Source organism: Pseudomonas sp. GGS8, assembly GCF_024168645.1.
In the GTDB taxonomy this organism is placed as follows: domain Bacteria; phylum Pseudomonadota; class Gammaproteobacteria; order Pseudomonadales; family Pseudomonadaceae; genus Aquipseudomonas.
The window spans coordinates 4,565,102-4,587,160 of record NZ_JALJWF010000001.1; the positions used below are offsets into that span (position 1 = coordinate 4,565,102).

The 22,059-nt window shown below is 60.2% G+C and carries 21 protein-coding genes and 1 pseudogene; 15 read left to right on the forward strand and 7 right to left on the reverse strand.

Going from position 1 to position 22,059, the window contains the following annotated elements:
* The first annotated feature begins 52 nt into the window (after window positions 1-52).
* The gene (locus tag J3D54_RS20595; protein WP_253422181.1) at window positions 53-694 is read left to right on the forward strand and encodes an FMN-dependent NADH-azoreductase; all 642 of its coding nucleotides are present in this window, start codon (window positions 53-55) and stop codon (window positions 692-694) included.
* A 20-nt stretch (window positions 695-714) separates the two neighbouring features.
* Here the strand turns inward: J3D54_RS20595 and J3D54_RS20600 are convergent.
* Window positions 715-855: pseudogene (locus J3D54_RS20600) on the reverse strand (AsnC family transcriptional regulator); the annotation flags it as partial.
* Between the two features lie 335 nt (window positions 856-1,190).
* On the opposite strand from J3D54_RS20600, the gene J3D54_RS20605 reads away from it, so the two are divergent.
* Window positions 1,191-1,694 (forward strand): hypothetical protein, encoded by a 504-nt coding sequence (locus J3D54_RS20605; RefSeq protein ID WP_253422182.1) that lies wholly within the window; start codon window positions 1,191-1,193, stop codon window positions 1,692-1,694.
* A 241-nt stretch (window positions 1,695-1,935) separates the two neighbouring features.
* Here J3D54_RS20605 and J3D54_RS20610 read toward each other — a convergent pair whose 3' ends face one another.
* The 3 genes from J3D54_RS20610 to J3D54_RS20620 all read right to left on the reverse strand — a co-directional run bounded on the left by J3D54_RS20610 (window position 1,936) and on the right by J3D54_RS20620 (window position 3,720).
* Entirely contained in the window at window positions 1,936-2,535 is a 600-nt protein-coding gene (locus J3D54_RS20610; RefSeq protein WP_253426684.1) for an XRE family transcriptional regulator, read from the reverse strand.
* Between the two features lie 44 nt (window positions 2,536-2,579).
* On the reverse strand, window positions 2,580-2,741 hold the full coding sequence (locus J3D54_RS20615) for a hypothetical protein (protein ID WP_253422184.1): 162 nt from the start codon (window positions 2,739-2,741) through the stop codon (window positions 2,580-2,582).
* A 118-nt stretch (window positions 2,742-2,859) separates the two neighbouring features.
* On the reverse strand, window positions 2,860-3,720 hold the full coding sequence (locus tag J3D54_RS20620; RefSeq protein ID WP_138867784.1) for a LysR substrate-binding domain-containing protein: 861 nt from the start codon (window positions 3,718-3,720) through the stop codon (window positions 2,860-2,862).
* 251 nt (window positions 3,721-3,971) lie between these two features.
* Here J3D54_RS20620 and J3D54_RS20625 point away from each other — a divergent pair, with 251 nt between their 5' ends.
* The 6 genes from J3D54_RS20625 (at window position 3,972) to metC (ending at window position 10,573) form a co-directional block, all read left to right on the forward strand.
* Window positions 3,972-4,814: a transporter substrate-binding domain-containing protein gene (locus J3D54_RS20625; protein ID WP_253422185.1), complete on the forward strand. Its 843-nt coding sequence runs from the start codon at window positions 3,972-3,974 to the stop codon at window positions 4,812-4,814.
* Window positions 4,815-4,879: 65 nt separating this feature from the next.
* On the forward strand, window positions 4,880-5,602 hold the full coding sequence (locus J3D54_RS20630; RefSeq protein ID WP_253422186.1) for an amino acid ABC transporter permease: 723 nt from the start codon (window positions 4,880-4,882) through the stop codon (window positions 5,600-5,602).
* Window positions 5,592-6,380 carry an amino acid ABC transporter permease gene (locus J3D54_RS20635; RefSeq protein WP_253422188.1) on the forward strand — a complete coding sequence of 263 codons (789 nt, stop codon included), beginning with the start codon at window positions 5,592-5,594 and terminating at the stop codon, window positions 6,378-6,380. Before J3D54_RS20630 ends, J3D54_RS20635 begins: the two co-directional genes overlap by 11 nt.
* Window positions 6,367-7,203, forward strand: a complete 837-nt coding sequence (locus J3D54_RS20640; RefSeq protein WP_253422190.1) for an amino acid ABC transporter ATP-binding protein — start codon at window positions 6,367-6,369, stop codon at window positions 7,201-7,203. Before J3D54_RS20635 ends, J3D54_RS20640 begins: the two co-directional genes overlap by 14 nt.
* Window positions 7,204-7,220: 17 nt before the next feature.
* The gene (locus J3D54_RS20645; RefSeq protein WP_253422192.1) at window positions 7,221-7,817 is read left to right on the forward strand and encodes a cysteine dioxygenase; all 597 of its coding nucleotides are present in this window, start codon (window positions 7,221-7,223) and stop codon (window positions 7,815-7,817) included.
* Window positions 7,814-10,573 carry a cystathionine beta-lyase gene (gene metC / locus J3D54_RS20650; protein ID WP_253422194.1) on the forward strand — a complete coding sequence of 920 codons (2,760 nt, stop codon included), beginning with the start codon at window positions 7,814-7,816 and terminating at the stop codon, window positions 10,571-10,573. The genes J3D54_RS20645 and metC overlap by 4 nt, the downstream gene beginning before the upstream one ends.
* Here the strand turns inward: metC and J3D54_RS20655 are convergent.
* Window positions 10,570-11,766, reverse strand: a complete 1,197-nt coding sequence (locus J3D54_RS20655; RefSeq protein ID WP_253422196.1) for an MFS transporter — start codon at window positions 11,764-11,766, stop codon at window positions 10,570-10,572. The two genes, metC and J3D54_RS20655, sit on opposite strands and share 4 nt — an antisense overlap.
* A gap of 170 nt (window positions 11,767-11,936) precedes the next feature.
* On the opposite strand from J3D54_RS20655, the gene J3D54_RS20660 reads away from it, so the two are divergent.
* The 5 genes from J3D54_RS20660 (at window position 11,937) to J3D54_RS20680 (ending at window position 18,370) form a co-directional block, all read left to right on the forward strand.
* The gene (locus J3D54_RS20660; RefSeq protein WP_253422198.1) at window positions 11,937-12,278 is read left to right on the forward strand and encodes a hypothetical protein; all 342 of its coding nucleotides are present in this window, start codon (window positions 11,937-11,939) and stop codon (window positions 12,276-12,278) included.
* 95 nt (window positions 12,279-12,373) lie between these two features.
* Window positions 12,374-13,630 carry a TolC family protein gene (locus tag J3D54_RS20665; RefSeq protein ID WP_253422200.1) on the forward strand — a complete coding sequence of 419 codons (1,257 nt, stop codon included), beginning with the start codon at window positions 12,374-12,376 and terminating at the stop codon, window positions 13,628-13,630.
* Complete coding sequence (locus J3D54_RS20670; RefSeq protein ID WP_253422202.1) at window positions 13,627-14,856, forward strand: efflux RND transporter periplasmic adaptor subunit; 1,230 nt, start codon at window positions 13,627-13,629, stop codon at window positions 14,854-14,856. Before J3D54_RS20665 ends, J3D54_RS20670 begins: the two co-directional genes overlap by 4 nt.
* Window positions 14,853-18,011 (forward strand): efflux RND transporter permease subunit, encoded by a 3,159-nt coding sequence (locus J3D54_RS20675; RefSeq protein ID WP_253422204.1) that lies wholly within the window; start codon window positions 14,853-14,855, stop codon window positions 18,009-18,011. Before J3D54_RS20670 ends, J3D54_RS20675 begins: the two co-directional genes overlap by 4 nt.
* Window positions 18,008-18,370 (forward strand): copper-binding protein, encoded by a 363-nt coding sequence (locus J3D54_RS20680; protein ID WP_253422206.1) that lies wholly within the window; start codon window positions 18,008-18,010, stop codon window positions 18,368-18,370. Before J3D54_RS20675 ends, J3D54_RS20680 begins: the two co-directional genes overlap by 4 nt.
* 52 nt (window positions 18,371-18,422) lie before the next feature.
* Here the strand turns inward: J3D54_RS20680 and J3D54_RS20685 are convergent, their stop codons facing one another.
* The gene (locus J3D54_RS20685; RefSeq protein WP_253422208.1) at window positions 18,423-19,121 is read right to left on the reverse strand and encodes a dienelactone hydrolase family protein; all 699 of its coding nucleotides are present in this window, start codon (window positions 19,119-19,121) and stop codon (window positions 18,423-18,425) included.
* Window positions 19,122-19,169: 48 nt separating this feature from the next.
* A complete protein-coding gene (locus J3D54_RS20690; protein ID WP_253422210.1) occupies window positions 19,170-19,685 on the reverse strand; it encodes a DoxX family protein in 516 nt (171 codons plus the stop codon).
* A gap of 230 nt (window positions 19,686-19,915) precedes the next feature.
* Here J3D54_RS20690 and glsB point away from each other — a divergent pair, with 230 nt between their 5' ends.
* Window positions 19,916-20,824 carry a glutaminase B gene (gene glsB, locus J3D54_RS20695; RefSeq protein WP_253422212.1) on the forward strand — a complete coding sequence of 303 codons (909 nt, stop codon included), beginning with the start codon at window positions 19,916-19,918 and terminating at the stop codon, window positions 20,822-20,824.
* A gap of 91 nt (window positions 20,825-20,915) precedes the next feature.
* The gene (locus tag J3D54_RS20700) at window positions 20,916-22,031 is read left to right on the forward strand and encodes a DUF3616 domain-containing protein (protein WP_253422214.1); all 1,116 of its coding nucleotides are present in this window, start codon (window positions 20,916-20,918) and stop codon (window positions 22,029-22,031) included.
* The last annotated feature ends 28 nt before the right edge of the window (window positions 22,032-22,059 follow it).

A 22,059-nucleotide genomic window follows, 5' to 3' on the forward strand; every position in this document is an offset into this window, starting at 1 on the left:
AACTATGTTGCAATGTTTGCCGCCCCCCATCTCCCATCACCCGAGGCGTGCCATGACTACTCTTCTGCATATCGAATGTTCCCCGCGCAAACAGCGCTCGGCCTCCCTTGAAGTCGCCCGCAGCTTCATTGCGCGCTATCAGGAAAACACCCCGGACACTGAAATCATCACCCTCGACCTTTGGAACATGGCGTTGCCGGAATTCAATGATCTGGCAATGGAAGCCAAATACGCCGGACTCAATGGCACGCCCTTGACCTCGGCACAGCAAGACGCCTGGAACACCTTGAGAACTCTGGCCGCTCACCTGTACAGCGCGGATGTGCTGGTGATGTCCGTGCCACTGTGGAATTTCAGCATCCCGTACAAACTCAAGCACTTCATTGACCTGGTGTCGCAGAAAGACATCCTGTTCAGCTTCGATCCGGAGCGCGGTCTGGAAGGCATGCTGCACAACAAGACCGCTGTGGTGATATATGCCCGTGGCCTGGATTTTTCGGCGCAATCGATCACCCCGGCAGAGCGCTTCGACTTCCAGAAGCCCTATGTGGAAGCCTGGCTGAAATTTATCGGCGTGACGGATGTGCACTCGGTGATTGTGGAGAAAACCATACTGGGGGAAGACGTTGACCTCAGCGCACGTGAAGCCGCGACTCGGCAGGCCAGGGGATTGGCGGACAGTCTTGGTTGCTGACGCTTCCACTGCACCGTAGGTTATTCAGCGCCCAACGGGATGTTCAAACCCAGCTTCACGGTGCTCATCGAAACAAGGGTTTTGAATCGTTTGACGTTATTGCTCTCAAAGAACAACTCGCGGGTCAGGTCGGTGCACTGCTGCATGTTCCTGACCGCAACAGCGCCAGCAGGCCTGGTTGCGAATGCACAAGCATTGCTAGCTTCCCTTGCAGGTAAAAAACTCTGCGCTGTTTAGATCAATTATTTCTTTCGGTTCTTTACATAGCGCTGGGTCGAATATCCATAACCGATAAAACCATGTCTTCGCTTTGATTCTGTATGCGATCAATTCCATAGGGGCGCTACAGCAGACAACGGCGTCCCCGCCACGGCATTAAAGCGGTTTCAACATCAATTCCTGCTGCTCGGCCATCATCTTGTCGTCCCTTCGCCAGTCCTTAGAATCCGCCCCCATCAGCTTCGTCCAACTATCGAATCGCTTAGGGAGTTACACCATGATGAACGCCATGCAGATGCCAATGCCGATGATGAACGCCAACATGCCGATGATGGGCATGCCAATGATGATGGCGACCATGAGCTGCGAAATGATGGACGACGGCATGATGTGCAAAATGATGCCGGCCGCTGGCATGGACATGGCGATGTTCAAGAACAGCGCTGAAATGATGCAGATGATGATGAACTGCGGCATGCCGATGATGATGCACTGCGGCAACATGAGCATGATGTGCATGTCCGGGGCGAGCATGGCCATGCCGATGATGAACATGATGATGCCGATGCCCATGATGGGCATGCCGATGCCGTCGATGAAGTGCGTGATGGAATGCACCATGATGGCCGACGGCATGATGTGCAAAATCATGCCGATGGCCGGCATGAACATGGACATGATGAAAAGCTGCTGCGCCCTGATGATGAAAATGATGAACGATTGCAGCATGCCGATGATGATGAGCTGCAACGGCATGCCAATGATGTGCTGCACCTGCTGATCCCGGGCAGCAGACATTTAAAAGCCCCCGCGACCTAACGGTTGCGGGGGCTTTTTCATTCATTCCAGCAGGCACTGCTGTTCCCGCACCTTGATTACCGCTACACACAATTACCGCGCTCAACCAAAATCCTGTGGGAGCGGGCTTGCCCGCGAAGGCGGTGTGCCAGGCGACATCAATGTTGAATGTGATGGCCTCTTCGCGGGCAAGCCCGCTCCCACAGGTTCATCGCTTCAGGGGGTTAGTCCAGACGTTCCGGGTAGGTCACCACCAGATAAGCCACCGCCTCACTGTCGGCGGGGTTGCGATAGCGGTGGGGCTGGTCGGCGTAGAACAGGATCGAGTCGCCGGTGGACAGCAGATAACGCTCATCGTTGACGCTGATTTCCAGTACACCCTGCGACACCACCAGGTTCTCCTGCACACCGGGGCCATGCCCCTCGGAGTGGTCTTCGCCCAACGGGCTCAAGCGCAGTTCGTAGAATTCCGATTGGCGTGCCACGTCGAACGGGAACAGGGCGCGGCTGACGAAGGCACCACTGGCGCTGACCAGGCGTTTGCTTTGGCTCGCCGACAGCACGGCCACACCTTCGAAAGTCCGGTGCTCGAGAAACGCCGCCACCGAAACCTTCAAGCCTTTGGCAATTTTGCACAGCACTTTGATCGACGGCACGCTGCGTCCGGATTCGATCTGCGCGAGCATGGCCCGACTCACGCCACATTGCCGGGCCAGGGCGTCGAGGGACAGATGACGCTTGCCCCGCAGCCGTTGCAGGTTCTGCGCGACCCGCTCGCAGATCGGGTCTTCTTCCAATTGTTCCAGGCTATTGAAGTCCGTCACGGGTTCGTCTGCGCTCACCAGAAAACGCGAGGGTTGCTGCGCGTTCACGCGTGACGGGTCTCGGTCGGTTGGGCGGCCTGGATCCACTGAAAGGCCTGCAGGCCGGCGTTGCGTGCGTACATTTCCCACATGGCCCGTGCCCGATGCTGAGCCTGTTTGCGTTTGCGGTAGCTGGCGAAGTCAATGAGGTTGTCAGTCGGATTCATGGGGCACTTCACTGTGGTGATGAATGACGGGATGAGCTGAGAGTACGCGGATATTTTTATAACGATAAATACTGATTTTGTATTTATTAATGCTCTTTGGTTCTTATGAGTAGCCGCGTCAAAGCCCCCGACTGCTCCTGATCAACTCATAGGCCCGACGCACCAGCGGGTTCACGGTGTTGGGTCGAATCCACAAGTGGTAGGTCACGTCCGGCAGCCGTGGCAGGCCATCGTTTTCGCCAAGCACGCGCATGTCCGGGCCGAGCATTTCCATGCTTCTGGGCGTGACGCCCAGCCCGGCACGCGTTGCGGCCTTGATGCCGATCAGGTTCGACGCCAGGTACGCCTGGCGCCATGGAATGTTGGCGCGCTCCAGCGCCTCCAGGGCGTAGCGACGATAGATACTCGGTTCATCCACCAGAATCAGCGGCAAGGGTTCTTCCGGCGTATGAATGTACTGCGCCGAGCAGATCCACCACACCGGCGAGGTGCGCAAGGCGAAGCCTTCGAGCGTCGGGTCTTCACGGGTGGAGATCACCATGTCGACCTTGCCTCGGTGCAGGTCGTCCATCAGAAACGGGCTGCGGCCGACATCGATCTCCAGGCGCAAGCGTGGGGCCGAGCGGGCGATGTGGCTGAGGATCGGCGGCAGGATGGTGTCGGCGATGTCGTGGGGCGAGCCGATCCGCAGCACGCCGCTCAAGTTGCTTTCGCGCAGGGAGTTCAGCGCATCGTCGTTGAGCGAGAGCATCTGCCGCGCATGACGCAACAACTGCAAACCGGCTTCAGTCAGTTGCTTCTGACGCCCGCGCTTCTCGAACAGATTCACCCCCACTTGTTGTTCCAGACGTTGCATGTGCTGGGTGACCGACGATTGTGTGCGGGCCAGTTGCGCGCCGGCCTCGGCAAAACTGTGGTGATCGACCACGGCAATGAAGGTACGCAGTAATTCGAGATCGAGGGTAGGTGAAGTCGGCATGGCCATTTCCGGGGCGGTTTTTATATCAAGGCTGTAAACATAAACATTACATTTGTTTATGTTTTTTTGGCGATATTTTAGTGTTTAGGTCGAGAGTGTCAGTAAATGCGGGCGTCGTGAAGGTTGTTACTTAGAGCAAACACAGCAAGTTATAACGATATTAGATATTTGAATTTCCGTTACGCCAACGCTGTACCTAGGATGCCCTCACATCAGGTCGGGGTACTCCGATCAACCATTAGGGGAAGTCCATGCTGCTCAAGCGCAAGCCTGTTAAACAATTGTTGCCCGTGATGCTGGGCGGCCTGATCTCATTGGCCGCCAGTTCCGGGGCTCAAGCTGATGCCACCCTGGACAAGATCCAGCAACGCCATGTGCTGACGGTGGGGGTCGTACTGTCCGGCGGCCCCTTCGGCAGTATCGATCCGGGTACTCAGAAACCTCGGGGCTTGAACGTCGACCTCGCTCAGGAACTGGGTCGGCAGTTGGGCGCCGAGGTGCAGTTGGTGCCGGTATTGCCCGCCAACCGCGTGCAGTTTTTGCAGCAGGGCAAAGTGGATTTGTTGATCGCCAACATGGAATGGACCGCCGAGCGCGGTGAGATCCTCGGTTTTGTGCCGACGCCGTTCTACCGTGTCGGCGGTACCGCAGCGCTGCTCAAGGACAGCAAGATCACCCGCTGGGAAGACCTCAAGGGCCAGCCCGTCTGCACCTCCCAGGGCAGCAGTTACATCAAGCCGCTCACCGAGTTGGGCGCGGAGATCAAGGCGTTCAAGAGCTCGTCGGAATCCTTGCTCGCGCTGCGTGGCAACAACTGCGTCGCGGCGGTGCATGACGCCACGCTGATCAACCCGCTGATCGCCGACAACGCCGAATGGCAGGGCTATCGCGCGCTGAGTCCGGAACTCAACCCGGCCCCTTCGGTGATCTGGACCCGACCTGGCGAACGCGATACCCAGGCCCGACTCGACCCCATCGTCAAGGAACTGCACCGCAGTGGCTGGCTGATCGACGCCCAGACCCGCAACCGTATAACGCCCGCGTCACCGGCCCTGGTGGAGTTGCAGAAACAGTTCCAGGCCAACGGCGCCTGAGCGGTTCACCTTATCGTTTTCAACAGGCAGTCGAAGAACTCGGCGGTCGTTCAAGGAATCACCGGATGGAACTGTTCGTCCACTGGGCCGCCGGATTCGGCCTGAACTACGGCTTTCTGCTGGACGCTTATCAGCGCGGAACCCTGGAGCAGGGCGCGCTGACCACGGTGCTGCTGTGCCTGCTCACCATCGTCGGCAGCCTGCTGGCGGGCGTCGGTTTGGCGGCGATGTTGACCTCGGGCAAACCCTGGCTGGCAAAACCTGCGCGGGTGTTTGTCGAAGTCACCCGCAACACGCCGACGCTGGTGCAGCTGTATTGCGCATTTCTGGTGCTGAACATGCTGCTGACCCAGGCCGTCGGCGCGGCCAACCCGCTGACGCCGTTCGCCTGGGTGGTGATCGTGATTTCACTGCACAAAGGCGCGTTTCATGCCGAAGCCTTGCGCGCCGGGATCGAAGCCGTGCCGGCGGTGACGATGGAGGCGGCCAGTTCGTTGGCGTTCAGCAGCCGCCAGTTGTTGTGGAATGTGCAACTGCCGCTGGCCTTGCGCTTCGCCTTGCCGTCGCTGATCAACAACCTGATCGACCTGGTAAAAATGACCGCTATCGCCTCGGCCATTGCCGTCGGCGACATCACCTACGCGGCGATCATGATCTGGACCCAGAGCGATAACGTGCTGGAGCTGATGATTCTGATCCTGACGTTTTTTGGCCTGCTGAGTTTTACCGTCAATTGTGTGGGGCGCCTGCTCGAAGCGCGCCTGAGGATGCCCGGCTATGGCCATTGAATCGTCCGTCACTGCGCCGCTGACCTGGCCGCGTCGGCATGTCGGCAAGTTGTTGCTTTTGGCGGGGGCCGTGCTCTGGCTGGTGTATTTCGCGCCGCACAGCCCGGTACTCAAGGCATTGCTGCAATGGTCGCCGGCCTTGGTCGTCGGGTTTGGCCAGAACATTCTGATCAGTCTGGTGGCGATCGGGCTGGGCTCGTTGCTTGGGTTGTTGGTCGGTGCCCTGGCGTTGTCGCCGTTGTGGCTGCTGCGCTTGCTGGCGCGGATCTGGGTGCAGATTTTTCGCAACGCGCCGTGGCTGGTGCTGATCTATTTCACCACCTATGTGTTCCCGTTCGAGATCCACATCGGCAGCACTTATGTCTCGTTCCCGGACTGGGTCAAGGTCACGATTGGCCTGGCGTTGCCGGCGAGCGCCAACGTGGCGGAGATCTTCCGGGGGGCGGTTGCCTCGATCCCCAGTACCCAGTGGGAAGCGGCGCGATCCCTGGCCTTCACGCGCGGGCAGATTTTTCGCTCGATCATCCTGCCGCAGTGCTTCAAGCGCATGTTGCCGCCGTGGATGAACCTCTACGCGGTGATCACCATGGGCACCGCACTGGCGTCTTTGGTGGGCGTGCATGACGTGATCGACACCGCGCAAATCGCCAGCAACACGGTGAACCTCACCGGCTTCACCGTGGTGATTTACCTGAGCCTGCTGGTGCTGTTCTTTGCTTACTGCTACCCGATTTCCCGATTCACTCAACGCCTGGAGCGACGTTATGTCTTCTACTGAAACCGTCGCCGAGCCCTTGGTCAGCCTGCGCGACCTGCACCTGTCATTTGGCAGCAACCCGGTGCTCAAGGGCATAGACCTCGACGTGCATCGCGGCCAGGCCGTGTCGATCATAGGCCCCTCCGGCTCCGGCAAGTCGACGATCCTGCGCTGCATCACCGGCCTGTTGCAGCCCCAGCACGGGAGCATCCGCGTCGGCGCCACGGAGGTTCACACCCTGGCCCAGGAAAGCCAGCGTATCGAATTGCGCAAGCGTGTGGGGTTTGTGTTCCAGCAGTACAACCTGTTCCCGCATTTGTCGGTGCTGGAGAACCTGGTGATCGCCCCGCGCAAAGTGCTGGGGCGCAATCGCGCCGAAGCCGAGAAAGACGCCCGCGCCTTGCTGGCCAAGGTGCGCATGGAGCACAAGGCCGATGCTTATCCGGGGCAACTCTCCGGCGGTCAGCAACAGCGGGTGGCAATTGCCCGAGCGTTGGCGATGCGCCCGGAACTGATTCTGTTCGATGAGGTGACTTCTGCCCTCGACCCGGAAACCGTTGGCGAGGTGCTGACGGTGATTCGCGAGCTGACTGAAGAGGGCATGACCTGCGTGCTGGTGACCCACGAAATGCGCTTCGCCGAAGAGATCAGCGACATCGTCTACTTCACCGAAAACGGCGTGATCGTCGAACACGGCAGCGCCGAGCAGATTTTCCAGCACCCCACCAGCGAGCGGACCCAGGAGTTTCTGCGTCACGCCCTGGGCGATCCGGGACGCCGTCCCCGTGTCGCCAACGATCCGTATCTGTTGAGTAGCCTGAGCCGCTACAGCCTGTCCGTCTAATACCGAGGAGCCTGTTCATGAGTACCGATAACCGTGCCGCCGTCATCGAGGATTTCCTCAAGAAAGTCCGTGTCATCCATCAGCGGGGCGTCGACCGCGCCGCGTTGACGGAGATCGTCGCCTTGCTCGAAACCCTGGCCGAGCGCCGTGATCTGTTCAATTTCGACGCGTTCCCGGCGCCCGTGCCGGGGCAGGGCAGCACCGCGTTCCGCTACCGCCTCAACGACGATGGCGACACGCCGACGCTGTACCTCAACTCATTGCTGCCGGGTAAAAGTACGATCCCGCACAACCACGAAACCTGGGCGATCATCAGCGCCATCGAAGGCCAGGAAATCAACTACGTCTACGCCCGTGATGACGAGGGCCGCGAGCCTGGGTTCACCACGTTGCACCTGGAAAAGGAAGTGATCGTGCAACCCGGCACGTCGATCTCGTTTCTCGGTGAAGACCTGCATGGCATCCGTGTCGAAGGTGAGCAGCCGACCCTGCATTTCCACCTGTACGGCTTGCCGCTGGAATCGCTCAATGGCCGTTATGGGGTTGAGGCCGACGGGCGCATTCTCAATTACAACGCCTCGCAAATGGCGCCGTCGATCAAGGCCTACACATGAATCGGACCGTAACCCCAGGGCAACTGCAGCAATGGCTGTTCGACGGGCAGGAAATTGCCCTGTTTGACGTGCGTGAGCATGGCCAATATGGCGAAGCCCACCTGTTTCACGGGGTGAACCTGCCCTACAGTCGTCTGGAGCTGGAGGTCCGACGCCTGGCGCCGAACCCTCAGGTGCGGCTGGTGATTTATGACCAGAACGGCGGGGACGTCGCGGCGCGTTCTGCTCGGCGTTTGCAGGCGCTGGGGTACAGCCGCGTGCACATTCTCGACGGCGGTGCCGATGCCTGGCAGGCGGCAGGCCTGCAACTGTTCGCGGGTGTGCATGTGCCGTCCAAAGCGTTTGGCGAGTTGGTGGAAGAGGCCAGTGATACGCCGCATGTCACCGCCAGGCAGTTGGCTGAATGGCAAGCCCGGGGCGAACCGCTGGTGGTGCTGGACGGTCGGCCGTTCGACGAATACCGCAAGATGACCATCCCCGGTTCTGTCTGCTGCCCGAATGGCGAACTGGGCTATCGCCTACAGGATCTGGTGCCGGACGACAGCACGCCGATCGTGATCAATTGCGCCGGTCGAACCCGCAGCATTATCGGCGCCCAGACCCTGATCAATCTGGGGTTGAAGAACCCGGTCTACGCCTTGGAAAACGGTACGCAGGGCTGGTACCTGGAAGATTTTCAGCTGGAACATGGCAGCACCCGCCGCTATGCCGATGAGGTGTCATCGAAGACCTTGCCGCAACAACGCCTCGCCGCGGCACAACTGGCCGCACGGGCCGGGGTAAAAACCGTTACGGCGGCGCAGGTCGATCAGTGGGCCGGGGAGGCCGCACGCAGTTTGTTTCTGTGCGATGTGCGCACCGCCGAGGAATTTGTCGCCGGCAGTTTGCCCGGTGCGCAACACACGCCGGGCGGGCAGTTGATCCAGTCTACCGACCTGTATATCGGCGTGCGTCAGGCGCGGTTGGTGCTGATCGACAGCGATGGCATACGGGCGCCGATCGTTGCCAGTTGGCTTCGGCAGTTGGGGCATGAAGCTTATGTGCTGGAAGGTGGGGTGAGTAGCGGTCTGGCATTGCCCGCGCTTGAGGTATCCGTTCACGAAACATTGCCCGTGATCACCGCGCAGGCCCTGGCCGATGCGTTGAAGGACAGCGCGGTGGCATTGATTGACCTGCGCCCGAGCATCACCTTCCGCAAAGGCCATATCGCCGGCTCGCGCTGGTCGATCCGTTCGTTGCTGGCAAGTGAAGTGGCCGGTGAACAGCGACCTCTGGTGTTGCTGGCCGATGACCCGCAGCTGGCAGCGTTCGCGGCGCTGGAATTGCCCGATGTTCAGCGTGCGCAAACCCGGGTGTTGGACGGTGGTGTCGACGCCTGGCGTACCGCGGGGTTTGCCGTGCAGGAGGATGCCAACACGCCGCCCGATCAGCAGTGCATCGATTTTCTGTTCTTTACCCATGATCGCCACGCCGGCAACAAAGACGCGGCGCGTCAGTACCTGGCTTGGGAAATCGGCCTGTTGGCGCAAATGAGCGCAGACGAAATCGCCAGCCTGAAACCGCTGCGTGCGCCATCTCAAGCGACTCGTGATGCGCGGGTGCGTACCCGTCTGGTGCAGGCGGCGCGTACCGAAAAGGGCAGTGGCAGTCGAGGTGTCAACGTGCCCGTCACTCGTTTGAGCACGGTGCTGTTCGACAACCTGGCGCAGATGCGCGATGCCCGTGCTCGCCGTGACCGGGAGCGGGTGCTGAGCTATGGCGCCCGGGGCAATCCGACCGCTTTTGCCTTGGAAGACCTGGTGACGGAGCTGGAGGGCGGTTACCGCACCCGACTGTTCGGCACCGGACTGGCGGCGGTCGCGCAGACGTTCCTGGCCTACCTGCGGCCCGGCGATCATGTGCTGATCACCGACGCGGTGTATGCGCCCGTGCGGCGTCTGGCTCGGGAGCTGCTTGGGCCGTTCGGCATCCAGGTCAGCTACTTCGCGCCTGACGGCAGCGGCCTGCAAGCGCAACTGCAAGCCAACACCAAAATGGTCTACACCGAAGTGCCCGGTTCACTGCTGTATGAACTCTGCGACCTGCCGGCCATCGCCGCACTGTGCAAGCCACGGGGCATCCTGTTGGCCGTCGATAACACCTGGGGCTCGGGCTACTTGTACCGGCCGCTGACCCTGGGCGCGGACATCTCGATCATGGCGTTGACCAAGTACCTGTGTGGCCACAGCGATGTGGTCATGGGCAGCGTCTGTACCCGGCAAGACGTCTGGCAGCCGCTTGCATCCATGAGTGACACCTTTGGCATCGCCGTCAGCCCTGACGACGCCTATCTGGTGCTGCGTGGCACCCGAACCCTGGCGCCACGCCTGGAGGTGCACGAACGCCAGGCCCTGGAAATCGCTCATTGGCTACAAGCGCAACCGCAGGTGAAACGGGTGTTCCATCCGGCGTTGCCCGATCATCCCCATCACGCATTGTGGCGGCGGGACTTCACGGGCAGCAACGGTTTGCTGTCCTTCGAACTGCGCGATGCCGACGCTACGTACGTAGAGCGCTTCATCGATGCGTTGCAGGTGTTTGGTCTGGGCGCGTCCTGGGGCGGCTATGAAAGCCTGATCACTGTCGCCGACACCCAGGACCGCAACAGTGCGGCAGATCGCGCATTGAACCCTGTACTGCGCTTGCACATTGGCCTGGAAGATGTCGACGCGTTGATCGAAGATTTGCAACGCGGGTTCGCCGCGATCGCGGACTAGGGCTTGCGCAGCACAAGCAACAACAGCGCCGCGGCCGCCAGCACCGCCCCGGCGATGAAAGTGCTGGCGGAGCCCGAGGTTTCCCATAGCGCGCCAGCCAGTACGCTGGCGATCAACAGGCACACGCCGCTGATCAGATTGAACAGGCCGAACGCCGTGCCCCTGAGATGTTCGGGCGCGGTGTCGGCGATCAGCGTCGCGAGAATGCCCTGGCTGAAGCCCATGTGCAGGCCCCACAGGGCAACACCTGCCAGCATGGTCATGATTGAATCCGCTTGCGCCAGCAGCAGGTCCGCCAGGATCAGCAACCCCATGCCGACACACAGCAACTTGGTGCGACTGATACGGTCGGACAGCCAGCCCGCCGGGTAGGCGGACACCGCATACAACAGCGACATGACCACCATCACCATCACCATCGGCACCCAGGTGGCCGTCAAGCCTGTTTGCTGCGCTTTCAAGACCAGAAAGGCCTCGCTGAAACGGGCCAGCGTAAACAGCCCGCCGACGATTACCACCCACCAATAGCCGCGGGAAAACTCCCGTAGCACCTTCCAGTGGATGGGCGAGCGAAAGGCGCGTTCCGCAGCGACATCGGTCGGCTCGTTGACTCCACCGACAATCAGCGCCACCGATATCACCGCCGGGATCACCGCAAACCACAACACCAGATGAATCTGTCCGAGCCAGAGCATCAGTACGATCGCCAGAACCGGACCCAGAATCGCCCCCACGGTGTCCATCGATTGGCGCAAGCCAAAGCAGGCGCCACGGATTTCAGCCGGTGCGACATCGGCGACCAGCGCATCGCGCGGCGCGCCACGAATGCCTTTGCCGATGCGGTCCAGAAAGCGCGCGGTAAATACCACATCGACCGATTGCGCGAGGGGAAACAACGGTTTTGAAAGCGCCGCCAAACCGTAGCCCATCAACAACAGGCCTTTGCGCCGGCCAATAAAGTCGCTGATGGCGCCGGAGAATATCTTGACCAGCATCGCGGTCGCCTCGGCGATGCCCTCGATCACCCCGACGGTCAAGGCGCTGGCGCCTAGGGTGGTGACGAGAAACACCGGCAGCAGGCTATGCACCAGTTCGGAAGACAGGTCCATGAACAGGCTGACAAACCCCAGGGCCCAGACTGTTCGCGGAATGCGCAGTGGCGTGGATTGGGCGTTGGCGAGGTTTTTGTTCACATCAAGTCCTCATCTGAACACCGGGCGCTAGTCGGTCGGCCCATTCTGCGTGTGTTTGATTGTGGGCCAAAAGTCTGTCGATGTATCGCGAGGCTGTGCTTGCACCGTGCGATATGTTTTTCACCCAGCTGTCATTGTAAGCAACGATTCCTCTGGCTAGACTCCGGTCCATGAAACGTTATTTGCGGTGTTGTCTCATTTTCCTGATGTGCTTCGCGCTTCCGCTGAGTGGAATGGCGGGCATTCAGGCGCCTACAGAACCTTGCCCGATGAAAACCGCGGGCATGGCGATGATGGGCGACATGGACAAAGACTGCTGCCAAGACATGAGCACCCCCTCCGAGCACGGCAAAGCCTGTAAGCCCGGTCAGGAGTGCAAGACCGGTGGCATGCTGCAAGTCAGCATCGCCAAACCTCCAGTCACCTTGTTCAACCCCGTAGTAGCCACGTTTTTTGTAGACGCACTGCCTGTCCAGACCCCGTCCGGGGTATGGCGACCCCCTCGCACCTGATTCCTGCTCCACGCTGAGCCCCATTCCGTCTTCGCGGGATGGCGTTGCTGTGCGCCTTTGAAAGCGCGCAGTGGATCATCACAGGAATTGTGAACATGAACTCCATGTGCATTCGCACAGGGTGGCCGCTAGCGGCTGCCCTGGCGGCAAGCGTACTGGCTTTGCCGTGCGCTGCCGCCCCATTGACTCTCGACGAAGCCCTACGGCTGGCTGACGACAACGCACCGTCCCTTACAGCCCAGGCCGAAAAACTCCAGGCGGCCAGAAGCGCCGCGATTCCTGCCGGCGAGTTGCCCGACCCCAAGCTGGTGCTGGGGGTGCAGAACTTTCCGGTGGGCGGTCCCGATCGCGGGACGCTGGATCACGATTTCATGACCATGCAAACGGTCGGTGTGATGCAGGAAATGCCCAATGGTGACAAGCGTCGGGCGCGCACTGAAGTTGCCGAGGCCGCGGTTGAACTGGCCGCTGCGCAAGGGCGTGTCGAACGCCTGAATGTGCGGCAGGCCACGGCGCTGGCCTGGATCGGCAGCTATTCGGTGGAGCTGAAACAGACTCTGTTCCAGGCGTTTTACCGCGAGAATCGGTTGTTGGCCGACACCGTTCGTGCGCAGATCGCCAGCGGTCGGGCTCAGCCTGCCGATGCGGTGACACCGAAGCAGGAAGCGGCGCAACTGGAAGAGCAACAAGACCAATTACTGCTGCAACGCGCGCAAGCCCGCGCGGCACTCAAGCGCTGGATTGGTTCTGCCGCCAGCGAACAACCGGTCGGAAACTGGCCGCAATGGCCCATCGATACGTCGGGCTACGTCCACAAGCTTGAGCATCACCCCTCATTAGCGGCGTTTGCGCCAATGACCCGTGAGGCGCAGGCCAAAGTCCGTGAAGCCGAGGCTGACAAACGGTCCGACTGGAGTTGGGAAGTCGATTATCAGCGGCGCGGCCGGGAATTTGGCGACATGGTCAGCGTGCAATTCACCTTCGATCTGCCGCTGTTCCCCGACACCCGGCAGAACCCGAAGATCGCGGCGAAGCGTGCTGAGCTGAATCAACTGGAGGCCGAACGCGAAGCGCTGACCCGCGAGCACACCCAGCAACTGGAAGAACAACTGGCCGACTATCAACGGCTCGACCGTGCTGTGCGGCGTTATCAGGAGAGTCTGTTGCCGCTGGCCAAAGAAAAGGTCGAGTTGATCATGGCCAGTTACCGGGCGGGTAAAAGTGACTTGTCGGCCGTCGTCGCCGCCCGGCGTGAATTGATCGACGCTCGCCTGAAACAGATCGATGTCAACGAACAGAAAGCGCTGACCAGTGCTCGGCTGTATTTCGCTTATGGGGAGGCGGGTCAATGAGCATTCAGCGTTTCAAAGGTGTTCTGTGGGTCGGTGGTGCACTGGCGCTGGGCGGTGTCTGCGGTTACTGGCTTGCCCATAAAGCTGAGCCCGTCGTTCAAGGCACCATGACCCAGGACGAGCGCAAGGTCTTGTATTGGTACGACCCGATGTACCCGCAGCAAAAGTTCGACAAGCCCGGCAAGTCGCCTTTCATGGACATGGAACTGGTGCCGCGCTACGCCGACGCTGCCCAGGATGCAGCCACCGTACAGATCGACGCGAGCGTGACGCAGAACCTGGGCGTTCGTCTGGCTACCGTGACCCGTGGCGTCCAGGCTTCCAGCCTCGAAGCGGCGGGCGTGCTGACCTACAACGAACGGGATGTCGCGGTGATCCAGGCACGCACGCCGGGTTTTGTCGAACGGGTCTATGCCCGTGCGCCGGGCGATGTACTCAAGGCCGGCGCGCCATTGGCGGACATTTTGGTGCCTGAATGGGCCGCGGCCCAAGAAGAGTTCCTAGCACTCAAAAACGTGGGCGATGCCGGCCTGCTGGCGGCGGCCCGTCAACGCCTGCGTCTGACCGGAATGCCGGCGGCGTTGATCGCTCAGGTTGAGCGCAGCGGCAAGGTACAGGCAAACCAGACCATCACCACCCCCACTGCCGGCGTGTTGCAGGAGTTGAACGTACGTGCCGGCATGACCCTGGCCGTCGGCGAGACGCTGGCCCGGGTCAACGGCCTTGATCGTGTGTGGCTGGCGGTGGCCGTGCCGGAGTCGGCAGCCGGGGGAGTCCAGGTCGGTCAGACGGTAGAGGCCAGGCTGGCGACGTTCCCGGACGCAATCCTTCACGGTACGGTCAGTGCGATCTTGCCGCAAACCAGTCCGGACAGCCGAACCGTCAGCGTGCGGGTTGAATTGCCCAATCCTGACGGCCGCTTGCGCCCCGGCCTCACGGTGCAGGTGCGATTGAATCGGTCGACTGAGCAAAGCGTGCTGTGGGTGCCGAGCGAGGCATTGATTCGCACCGGTCGGCGCGTGTTGGTGATGCTTGCCGAAGACGGCGGGCGCTATCGCCCGGTAGAGGTGCGGGCAGGCCAGGAAAACGATGGGCAAACAGCGGTTCTGAGCGGTCTGGAGGAGGGGCAACAGGTGGTGAGTTCGGGCCAGTTCTTGCTCGACTCGGAGGCCAGTCTCAAAGGACTGACTGTTCAGCCCCTGGAGCAAACCGGAGCCCAGCCATGATTGCCGCGCTGATTCGCTGGTCCGTTGCCAATCGTTTCCTGGTGCTGCTGGCGACCTTATTTGTCACGGCCTGGGGCGTCTGGTCAGTTCAAAGTACCGCCATCGATGCACTGCCGGATCTCTCTGATGTTCAAGTAATCATCCGTACACCCTATGCAGGCCAGGCGCCGCAGATTGTCGAGAACCAGGTGACCTATCCACTGGCAACCACCATGTTGTCGGTACCCGGTGCGAAGACGGTTCGCGGCTATTCCTTTTTCGGCGACAGCTTTGTCTACGTGTTGTTCGAGGATGGAACCGATTTGTATTGGGCGCGCTCGCGGGTTCTGGAGTACCTGAGCCAAGCCCAGAGTCGCCTGCCGGCCAGCGCCAAATCGGCATTGGGGCCGGATGCCACCGGGGTTGGCTGGATCTATCAGTACGCCCTGGTGGATCGCAGCGGTGGGCATGACCTCGCACAACTGCGCGCCCTGCAGGACTGGTTCCTCAAGTTTGAACTCAAGACGCTGCCCAACGTTGCCGAAGTGGCCACCGTGGGCGGGATGGTCAAGCAATATCAGGTTCAGCTCGATCCGCTGAAAATGGCCAGCCTGGGGATCACACTGGCCCAGGTCACCGAGGCGATCGGCAAGGCCAATCAGGAAACCGGCGGTGCTGTGCTGGAGATGGCTGAAACCGAATTTATCGTGCGCGCTTCGGGTTATCTGAAGACCCTCGATGACTTCCGTGCCATCCCCCTCAAGCTCGGTGTGGGCAGCGTGCCCGTCACCCTTGGCGATGTGGCGACGATTCAACTGGGGCCGGAGATGCGTCGTGGTATCGCTGAGCTCGACGGCGAAGGCGAGACCGTGGGCGGCGTGGTGATTTTGCGCAGCGGCAAGAATGCTCGCGAAACCATTGCGGCGGTCAAAACGAAGCTCGATGAATTGAAACGCAGCTTGCCGCCCGGTGTGGAGATTGTCACCACCTACGACCGCAGCAAGTTGATCGATCGAGCCGTGGAGAACCTCAGCCACAAGTTGATCGAGGAGTTCATCGTCGTCGCGCTGGTCTGCGGGATTTTCCTCTGGCATCTACGCTCGGCGCTGGTGGCAATCATCTCTTTGCCGATTGGGGTGTTGATTGCGTTTATCGTCATGCGTCATCAGGGGATAAACGCCAACATCATGTCCCTGGGCGGGATCGCGATTGCCATCGGTGCCATGGTCGATGCCGCGGTGGTGATGATCGAGAACGCCCACAAGAAGATCGAGGCCTGGCACGTCACTCATCCGTCGGAAGAACTCAAAGGTGAACGTCACTGGCAAGTGATGATCGACGCAGCGGTGGAGGTAGGGCCGGCGCTGTTCTTTTGTCTGTTGATCATCACGCTGTCGTTTATTCCGGTGTTTACTCTGGAGGCTCAGGAAGGGCGTTTGTTCGGGCCACTGGCGTTCACCAAAACCTACGCCATGGCCGCAGCGGCAGGGCTGTCGGTGACTCTGGTGCCGGTGTTGATGGGCTACTGGATTCGCGGGCGGATCCCTGATGAACGACAGAACCCGCTGAATCGCTGGTTGATCAGGCTCTATCAACCGTTGCTGGACGCAGTGCTGCGCCGGCCGAAAATCACCTTATTGGCCGCGTTGCTGATCTTTGTCAGCGCGTTGTGGCCGATGTCTCGCTTAGGGGGCGAGTTCCTGCCGCCGCTGGATGAAGGTGATTTGCTTTACATGCCCTCGGCGCTGCCGGGTTTGTCTGCACAGAAGGCGGCGCAGTTGCTGCAACAGACGGACCGGCTGATCAAAACCGTGCCGGAAGTCGAACACGTTTTCGGCAAGGCCGGCCGTGCCGAAACCGCCACCGACCCGGCACCGCTGGAGATGTTCGAAACCACCATTGCATTCAAGCCACATGAACAATGGCGCCCAGGAATGACCCAGGAAAAGCTGGTGGAAGAACTGGATCGAGTGGTGCGTGTCCCGGGGCTGACCAATATCTGGATTCCGCCGATCCGCAACCGCATCGATATGCTCGCCACCGGTATCAAAAGTCCGATCGGGATCAAGGTTTCCGGTAGCGATCTGGCACAAATCGACACGGCCACGCAGGGTGTCGAGCGCGCTGCCAAAGGCGTACCGGGCGTCAGTTCCGCGCTGGCCGAACGTTTGACCGGTGGGCGTTATATCGATGTGGATATTGACCGTAAGGCTGCCGCTCGTTACGGACTCAATATTGCCGATGTGCAATCGATCGTGGCCGGTGCCATTGGCGGTGAAAACGTTGGCGAAACCATCGAGGGGCGCGCGCGTTTTCCGATCAATGTGCGTTATCCCCGCGAGTGGCGTGATTCGCTCGGCGCTCTGGAGCAACTGCCGATCTACACGCCGCTGGGAAGCCAGATCACTCTCGGCACGGTGGCCAAGATCAAGGTGACCGACGGGCCACCGATGCTCAAGAGTGAAAACGCCCGACCCTCCGGCTGGGTGTACATCGACGTACGTGGGCGGGACATTGCATCAGTGGTCGCTGACCTGCGTCGGGTGGTCAACGAGCAGGTCAAATTGCAGCCCGGCATGAGCCTGAGCTATTCCGGGCAGTTCGAGTTCCTCGAACGGGCCAATGCGCGACTCAAGCTGGTAGTGCCTGCCACGCTGCTGATCATCTTTGTGCTGCTTTACCTGACGTTCGCGCGTTTCGACGAAGCCTTGCTGATTATGGCAACACTGCCTTTTGCCCTTGCGGGCGGGGCGTGGTTTCTCTATTGGCTCGGCTTCAATCTGTCGGTGGCCACGGGTGTCGGCTTCATTGCGCTGGCCGGTGTGTCCGCCGAGTTTGGCGTGATCATGCTGCTCTATCTGAAGAACGCCTGGGCCGAGCGTGAAGACGCTGGCGATTGCACTGACCTCGGGCTGGTCGCCGCGATTCGCGAGGGGGCAGTACAGCGCGTCCGCCCCAAGGCCATGACGGTGGCGGTGATCATTGCAGGTCTGTTACCGATCCTGCTGGGTGGCGGCACCGGCAGTGAAGTCATGAGCCGCATCGCCGCGCCGATGGTCGGCGGAATGATCACTGCGCCCTTGCTTTCTCTGTTTGTCATCCCGGCGGCGTATCGCTTGATGCGCCGCCGTCAGCTCCAGCTAGAACCCAAACACACTCAAGGAAAAATCCAATGAAACTGACTCTGATCGCAACAGCAAGCACCTTGGTCGCGCTTGCTTTTCCTGCCCATGCAGCGCAGATGCCGGGTATGAACATGGACGATATGAATATGGACGGCACACCGATGAAGCAGCAGACAGCGCAGGCGCCGGCGGCTAAAGCGACGGGAACGGTCAAAGCCATCGACAATACGAAACACACACTGACCATTGCTCATGGTGCTGTGCCGGCAGTGCAATGGCCGCCGATGACTATGGGGTTTCGGGCCACAGAGGAACAGCTGGCCTCGGTGAAGGTCGGGGACCAGGTGAACTTCGAATTTCAGCTTGAGGGCGCGACCGCTACGATCACATCGATTGAAGCCGTGAAATAGCGCTCAGCGCTCCCGGCGGCACGAATGCGATTCGGCCGCCGGGTCGCTTGGTTCAAAGGTTCTGGCTGAGAAAGAGCAACGTATTGCCATGCGCCTCGGCCGCAGCCCGTTGGTTGTAGCTGTCACGGTGCGAGCAGTTGAAGCCATGTTCGGCTCCGGGATACACCTCGATATCGACGTCGTCGTTGAACTCGAAACGCTCGGCGATTTGCTTCACGGCGTCGATGGGGATATGGCGGTCCTGTTCGCCGAAGTGCATCAGCAGCGGCACCTTGATTTCACCGGCCCGATCCAGTTGGTTCTGAATGCCGCCGCCGTAATAGGCGATTGCCACGTCGACGAAACCGTTGGCTGCGGTGTTGTACGACAGCATGCCGCCGAAGCAGTAACCGATGGAGGCGATCCTGCCGTCGAGCCCGGTATGCGTCTTCAGGGTATCGATGGCCAGTTTGATGTCAGCCTGGGCTTTATAGCGGTCGGTGGCGTTCATCAATTCGACGGCGCGCTTCCAGCCGGCTTCGTCGTAGCCCAGTTCGATACGGTGGCCCTGGCGCCAGAACAGATCCGGCGCTATGACCAGATAGCCATCGGCCGCGTATTGCTCGGCGACTGAGCGGATGTGCTCGTTGACCCCGAAGATTTCCTGAATCAGCACGATCCCCGGCCCTTTACGGGTGTGGGGGATGGCCAGGTAAGCGCCGAAGGTGCCTTCGGCGCTGGAGATTTCGATCCATTGGCTGGTTACGCTCATGATGGCTCCTTTACACAAGTTGGATGGGAGTATCGAGACGCTGGCGTCTCAGCGGTGACTGCGCCGCCAGAAGAGTCGAGCCAACAACGCGTCCATGCTGAGTTTGCCGGCCCCCGAGAACAGCAATGGCATGAGGGCTACGAGGTAGATCAACGGCAGTTTGAAGTTGCCGTGCCCCTTGTTGCTGATGGCATAACCCTGGGCAAGTTCACTCAATGTAGACCAATCGGCCGGCCAGTGGACGGCGGCGGTCGCGACAACCGTGACCACCCCCAAAATAATCGCCGAGAGCCTTGTCCCAAGGCCTGCCAGCAAGGTGAGGGCACAGATCAGCTCGGCCCACATCGCCAGTTCCCAGTTCAGTACGGCGGGAACGTGGTTGAAGGGAAACGGGAAGCGATCCTGGATGTCGGCGAACCAGTTCTGGCCGTTCCATTTTTCCAGGCCTGACTCAAAAAACTCCCAGGCCAGAAACAGCCGCAGGGTGAGGGGCGCGATCCAGCTGCCGACGCGGTCGAGGTTCAGGTGCAGGTCTTTGACGGCTGATGAGAGAGAGGTGCTCATAGGTTTTGGTCTCCGGGCATTCATTGCGAGTGTCTAACGGTAGTCAGCGGACGGCAGAAGTGTTGCAATCAGCTGTATTGGCGATATGTCTGAAAGGTCGCCGGGTGCAAGTGGGTGTATCCCGGACCGCGACAGATACTTTCCCATACAAAACTGTGATTCAGCGCCGCCCAGCGGCGTCTAGCGACAGTGTCCCCGCAATCCCATGGGGCGAGACTTCGGAACCCGGCATGCAAGCGCTGTTGAACGAGATCCTTGACGCAGTCCGACCGTTGATCGGTCAGGGCAAAGTGGCTGACTACATTCCCGCCCTCGGCACGGTACCGGGCAATCAATTGGGCATTGCCGTGTATGGCAATGATGGCGAGTTGTTTTGCGCGGGGGACGCCGACACGGCGTTCTCGGTGCAGAGCATTTCCAAGGTGTTCAGCCTGGTGCAGGCCATCGAACACTCCGGGGAGGCGATTTGGGAACGCCTGGGCCATGAGCCGTCCGGCCAGCCGTTCAACTCGCTGGTGCAGCTGGAATTCGAGCGCGGGCGCCCACGCAATCCCTTCATCAATGCCGGTGCGCTGGTGATCTGCGACATCAATCAATCGCGCTTTGCCGCGCCGGCATTGTCGATGCGCGATTTTGTCCGGCGCTTGTCCGGCAACCCGAACATCATGGTGGACGGCAAGGTCGCCGAGTCCGAATACCAGCACCGTGCGCGCAATGCGGCCATGGCTTACCTGATGCAGTCGTTCGGCAACTTTCATAACGATGTCGAAGCGGTGCTGCGTAGCTACTTCAGCCATTGCGCGCTGCGCATGAGTTGCGTGGACCTGGCCCGGGCATTCTGCTTCCTGGCCAACGACGGTTTCTGCAAACACAGCGGCGCACAGATCCTCAGCGCCCGCCAGACCCAGCAAGTCAACTCGATCATGGCCACCAGCGGGCTGTATGACGAAGCGGGCAACTTTGCCTATCGCGTCGGTCTGCCGGGCAAGAGCGGCGTGGGCGGCGGCATTGTTGCGGTGGTGCCGGGGCAATTCACGGTGTGCGTCTGGTCCCCGGAATTGAACGCCGCCGGCAACTCGCTCGCTGGCATGGCGGCGCTGGAGTTGTTGAGCCAGCGGATTGGCTGGTCGGTGTTCTGATGGCGTTCCTTGACTTGCGCCTGATGGCCGCTAGCGTGAAGTAGACAATTTTTGGCTGCTCACCCGATCGGGTGGAGGCGCGGGTGATTCCATGATGAAATTCGGTTCCGCGCTTCTCGTCTTCAATGAGGCGGACGCTCATTTGCGCGACGGGTTGTCTGCCGTGGTGCAGATCGGCAATACCCTGTGGGTCGCCAATGATGAATCCTTGAGCCTTGAACGTTTCACCCAGCGTGAGCACGCCAGCCCGGGCGAATTTCTGTTTGATCAGCAGAAGCGGTTCCCGTTGGCATCCCTGTTGACGCTGCCGGTCATGCCGGACGTTGGCAAAGAAGACGTTGAAGCAGACCTGGAAGGCATGAGTTACGACCGCGACACAGGGTATCTCTGGATCCTGGGGTCTCACAGCCTGAAACGGAAAAAACCCGATAGCAGCAAGTCCCTGAAGAAGAACGCCGAGCGTCTGGCAACGGTCAGCCGCGATGGCAATCGTTTTCTCCTGGCGCGGATTCCGCTGGTCGAAGAAAGCGGGACGTTCACATTGCTGAAGAGCGCCGGCGATGATCGAGTCGCCGCCCAATTGGCCGGCAATCAACTGGGTAACGAATTGCTCGATGAACTCAAGGACGACGAGCATGTTGGGGCATTTCTGCACATTCCCAGCAAGGACAACGGGTTCGATACCGAAGGCCTCGAGGTTAACGGCAAGCGTGTTTTTATCGGGTTGCGAGGGCCGGTACTGCGGGGGTGGGCAATCATTCTGGAGGTTGAACCCGAAGACCATCCCGAGGTTGCTCACACACTGAGGCTGAAGAAAATCGGGCCGGGTGGGCGAAAGTACCGCAAGCATTTTTTCCAGCTGAATGGACTCGGCGTCAGGGACTTATGCCTCGACGGGGACGATATGTTGATCCTGGCGGGGCCGACGATGGACCTCGATGGGCCCGTCACTGTATTTCGATGGTGCGACGGCGCCAGGCCGACAGACGAAAGTTTTGTCTTCAGCGAACAATTGACGTCGGTCCTGGAGGTTCCTTACGGGCAAGGAGAGGATAAAGGCTGCGATCATGCCGAAGGGATGACCTTTATCAATACCGCGGGTGTAGAAGAGTCCTTGTTGCTGGTGGTTTATGACGTGAATTCGGTCAAGCGTAAACAGGGTAGTAATGAACTGGAGCAGGACGTGTTCAGGCTTGCGCAAAAGTAACTGTCAGGGCACGCGTGGGCGGTTGATT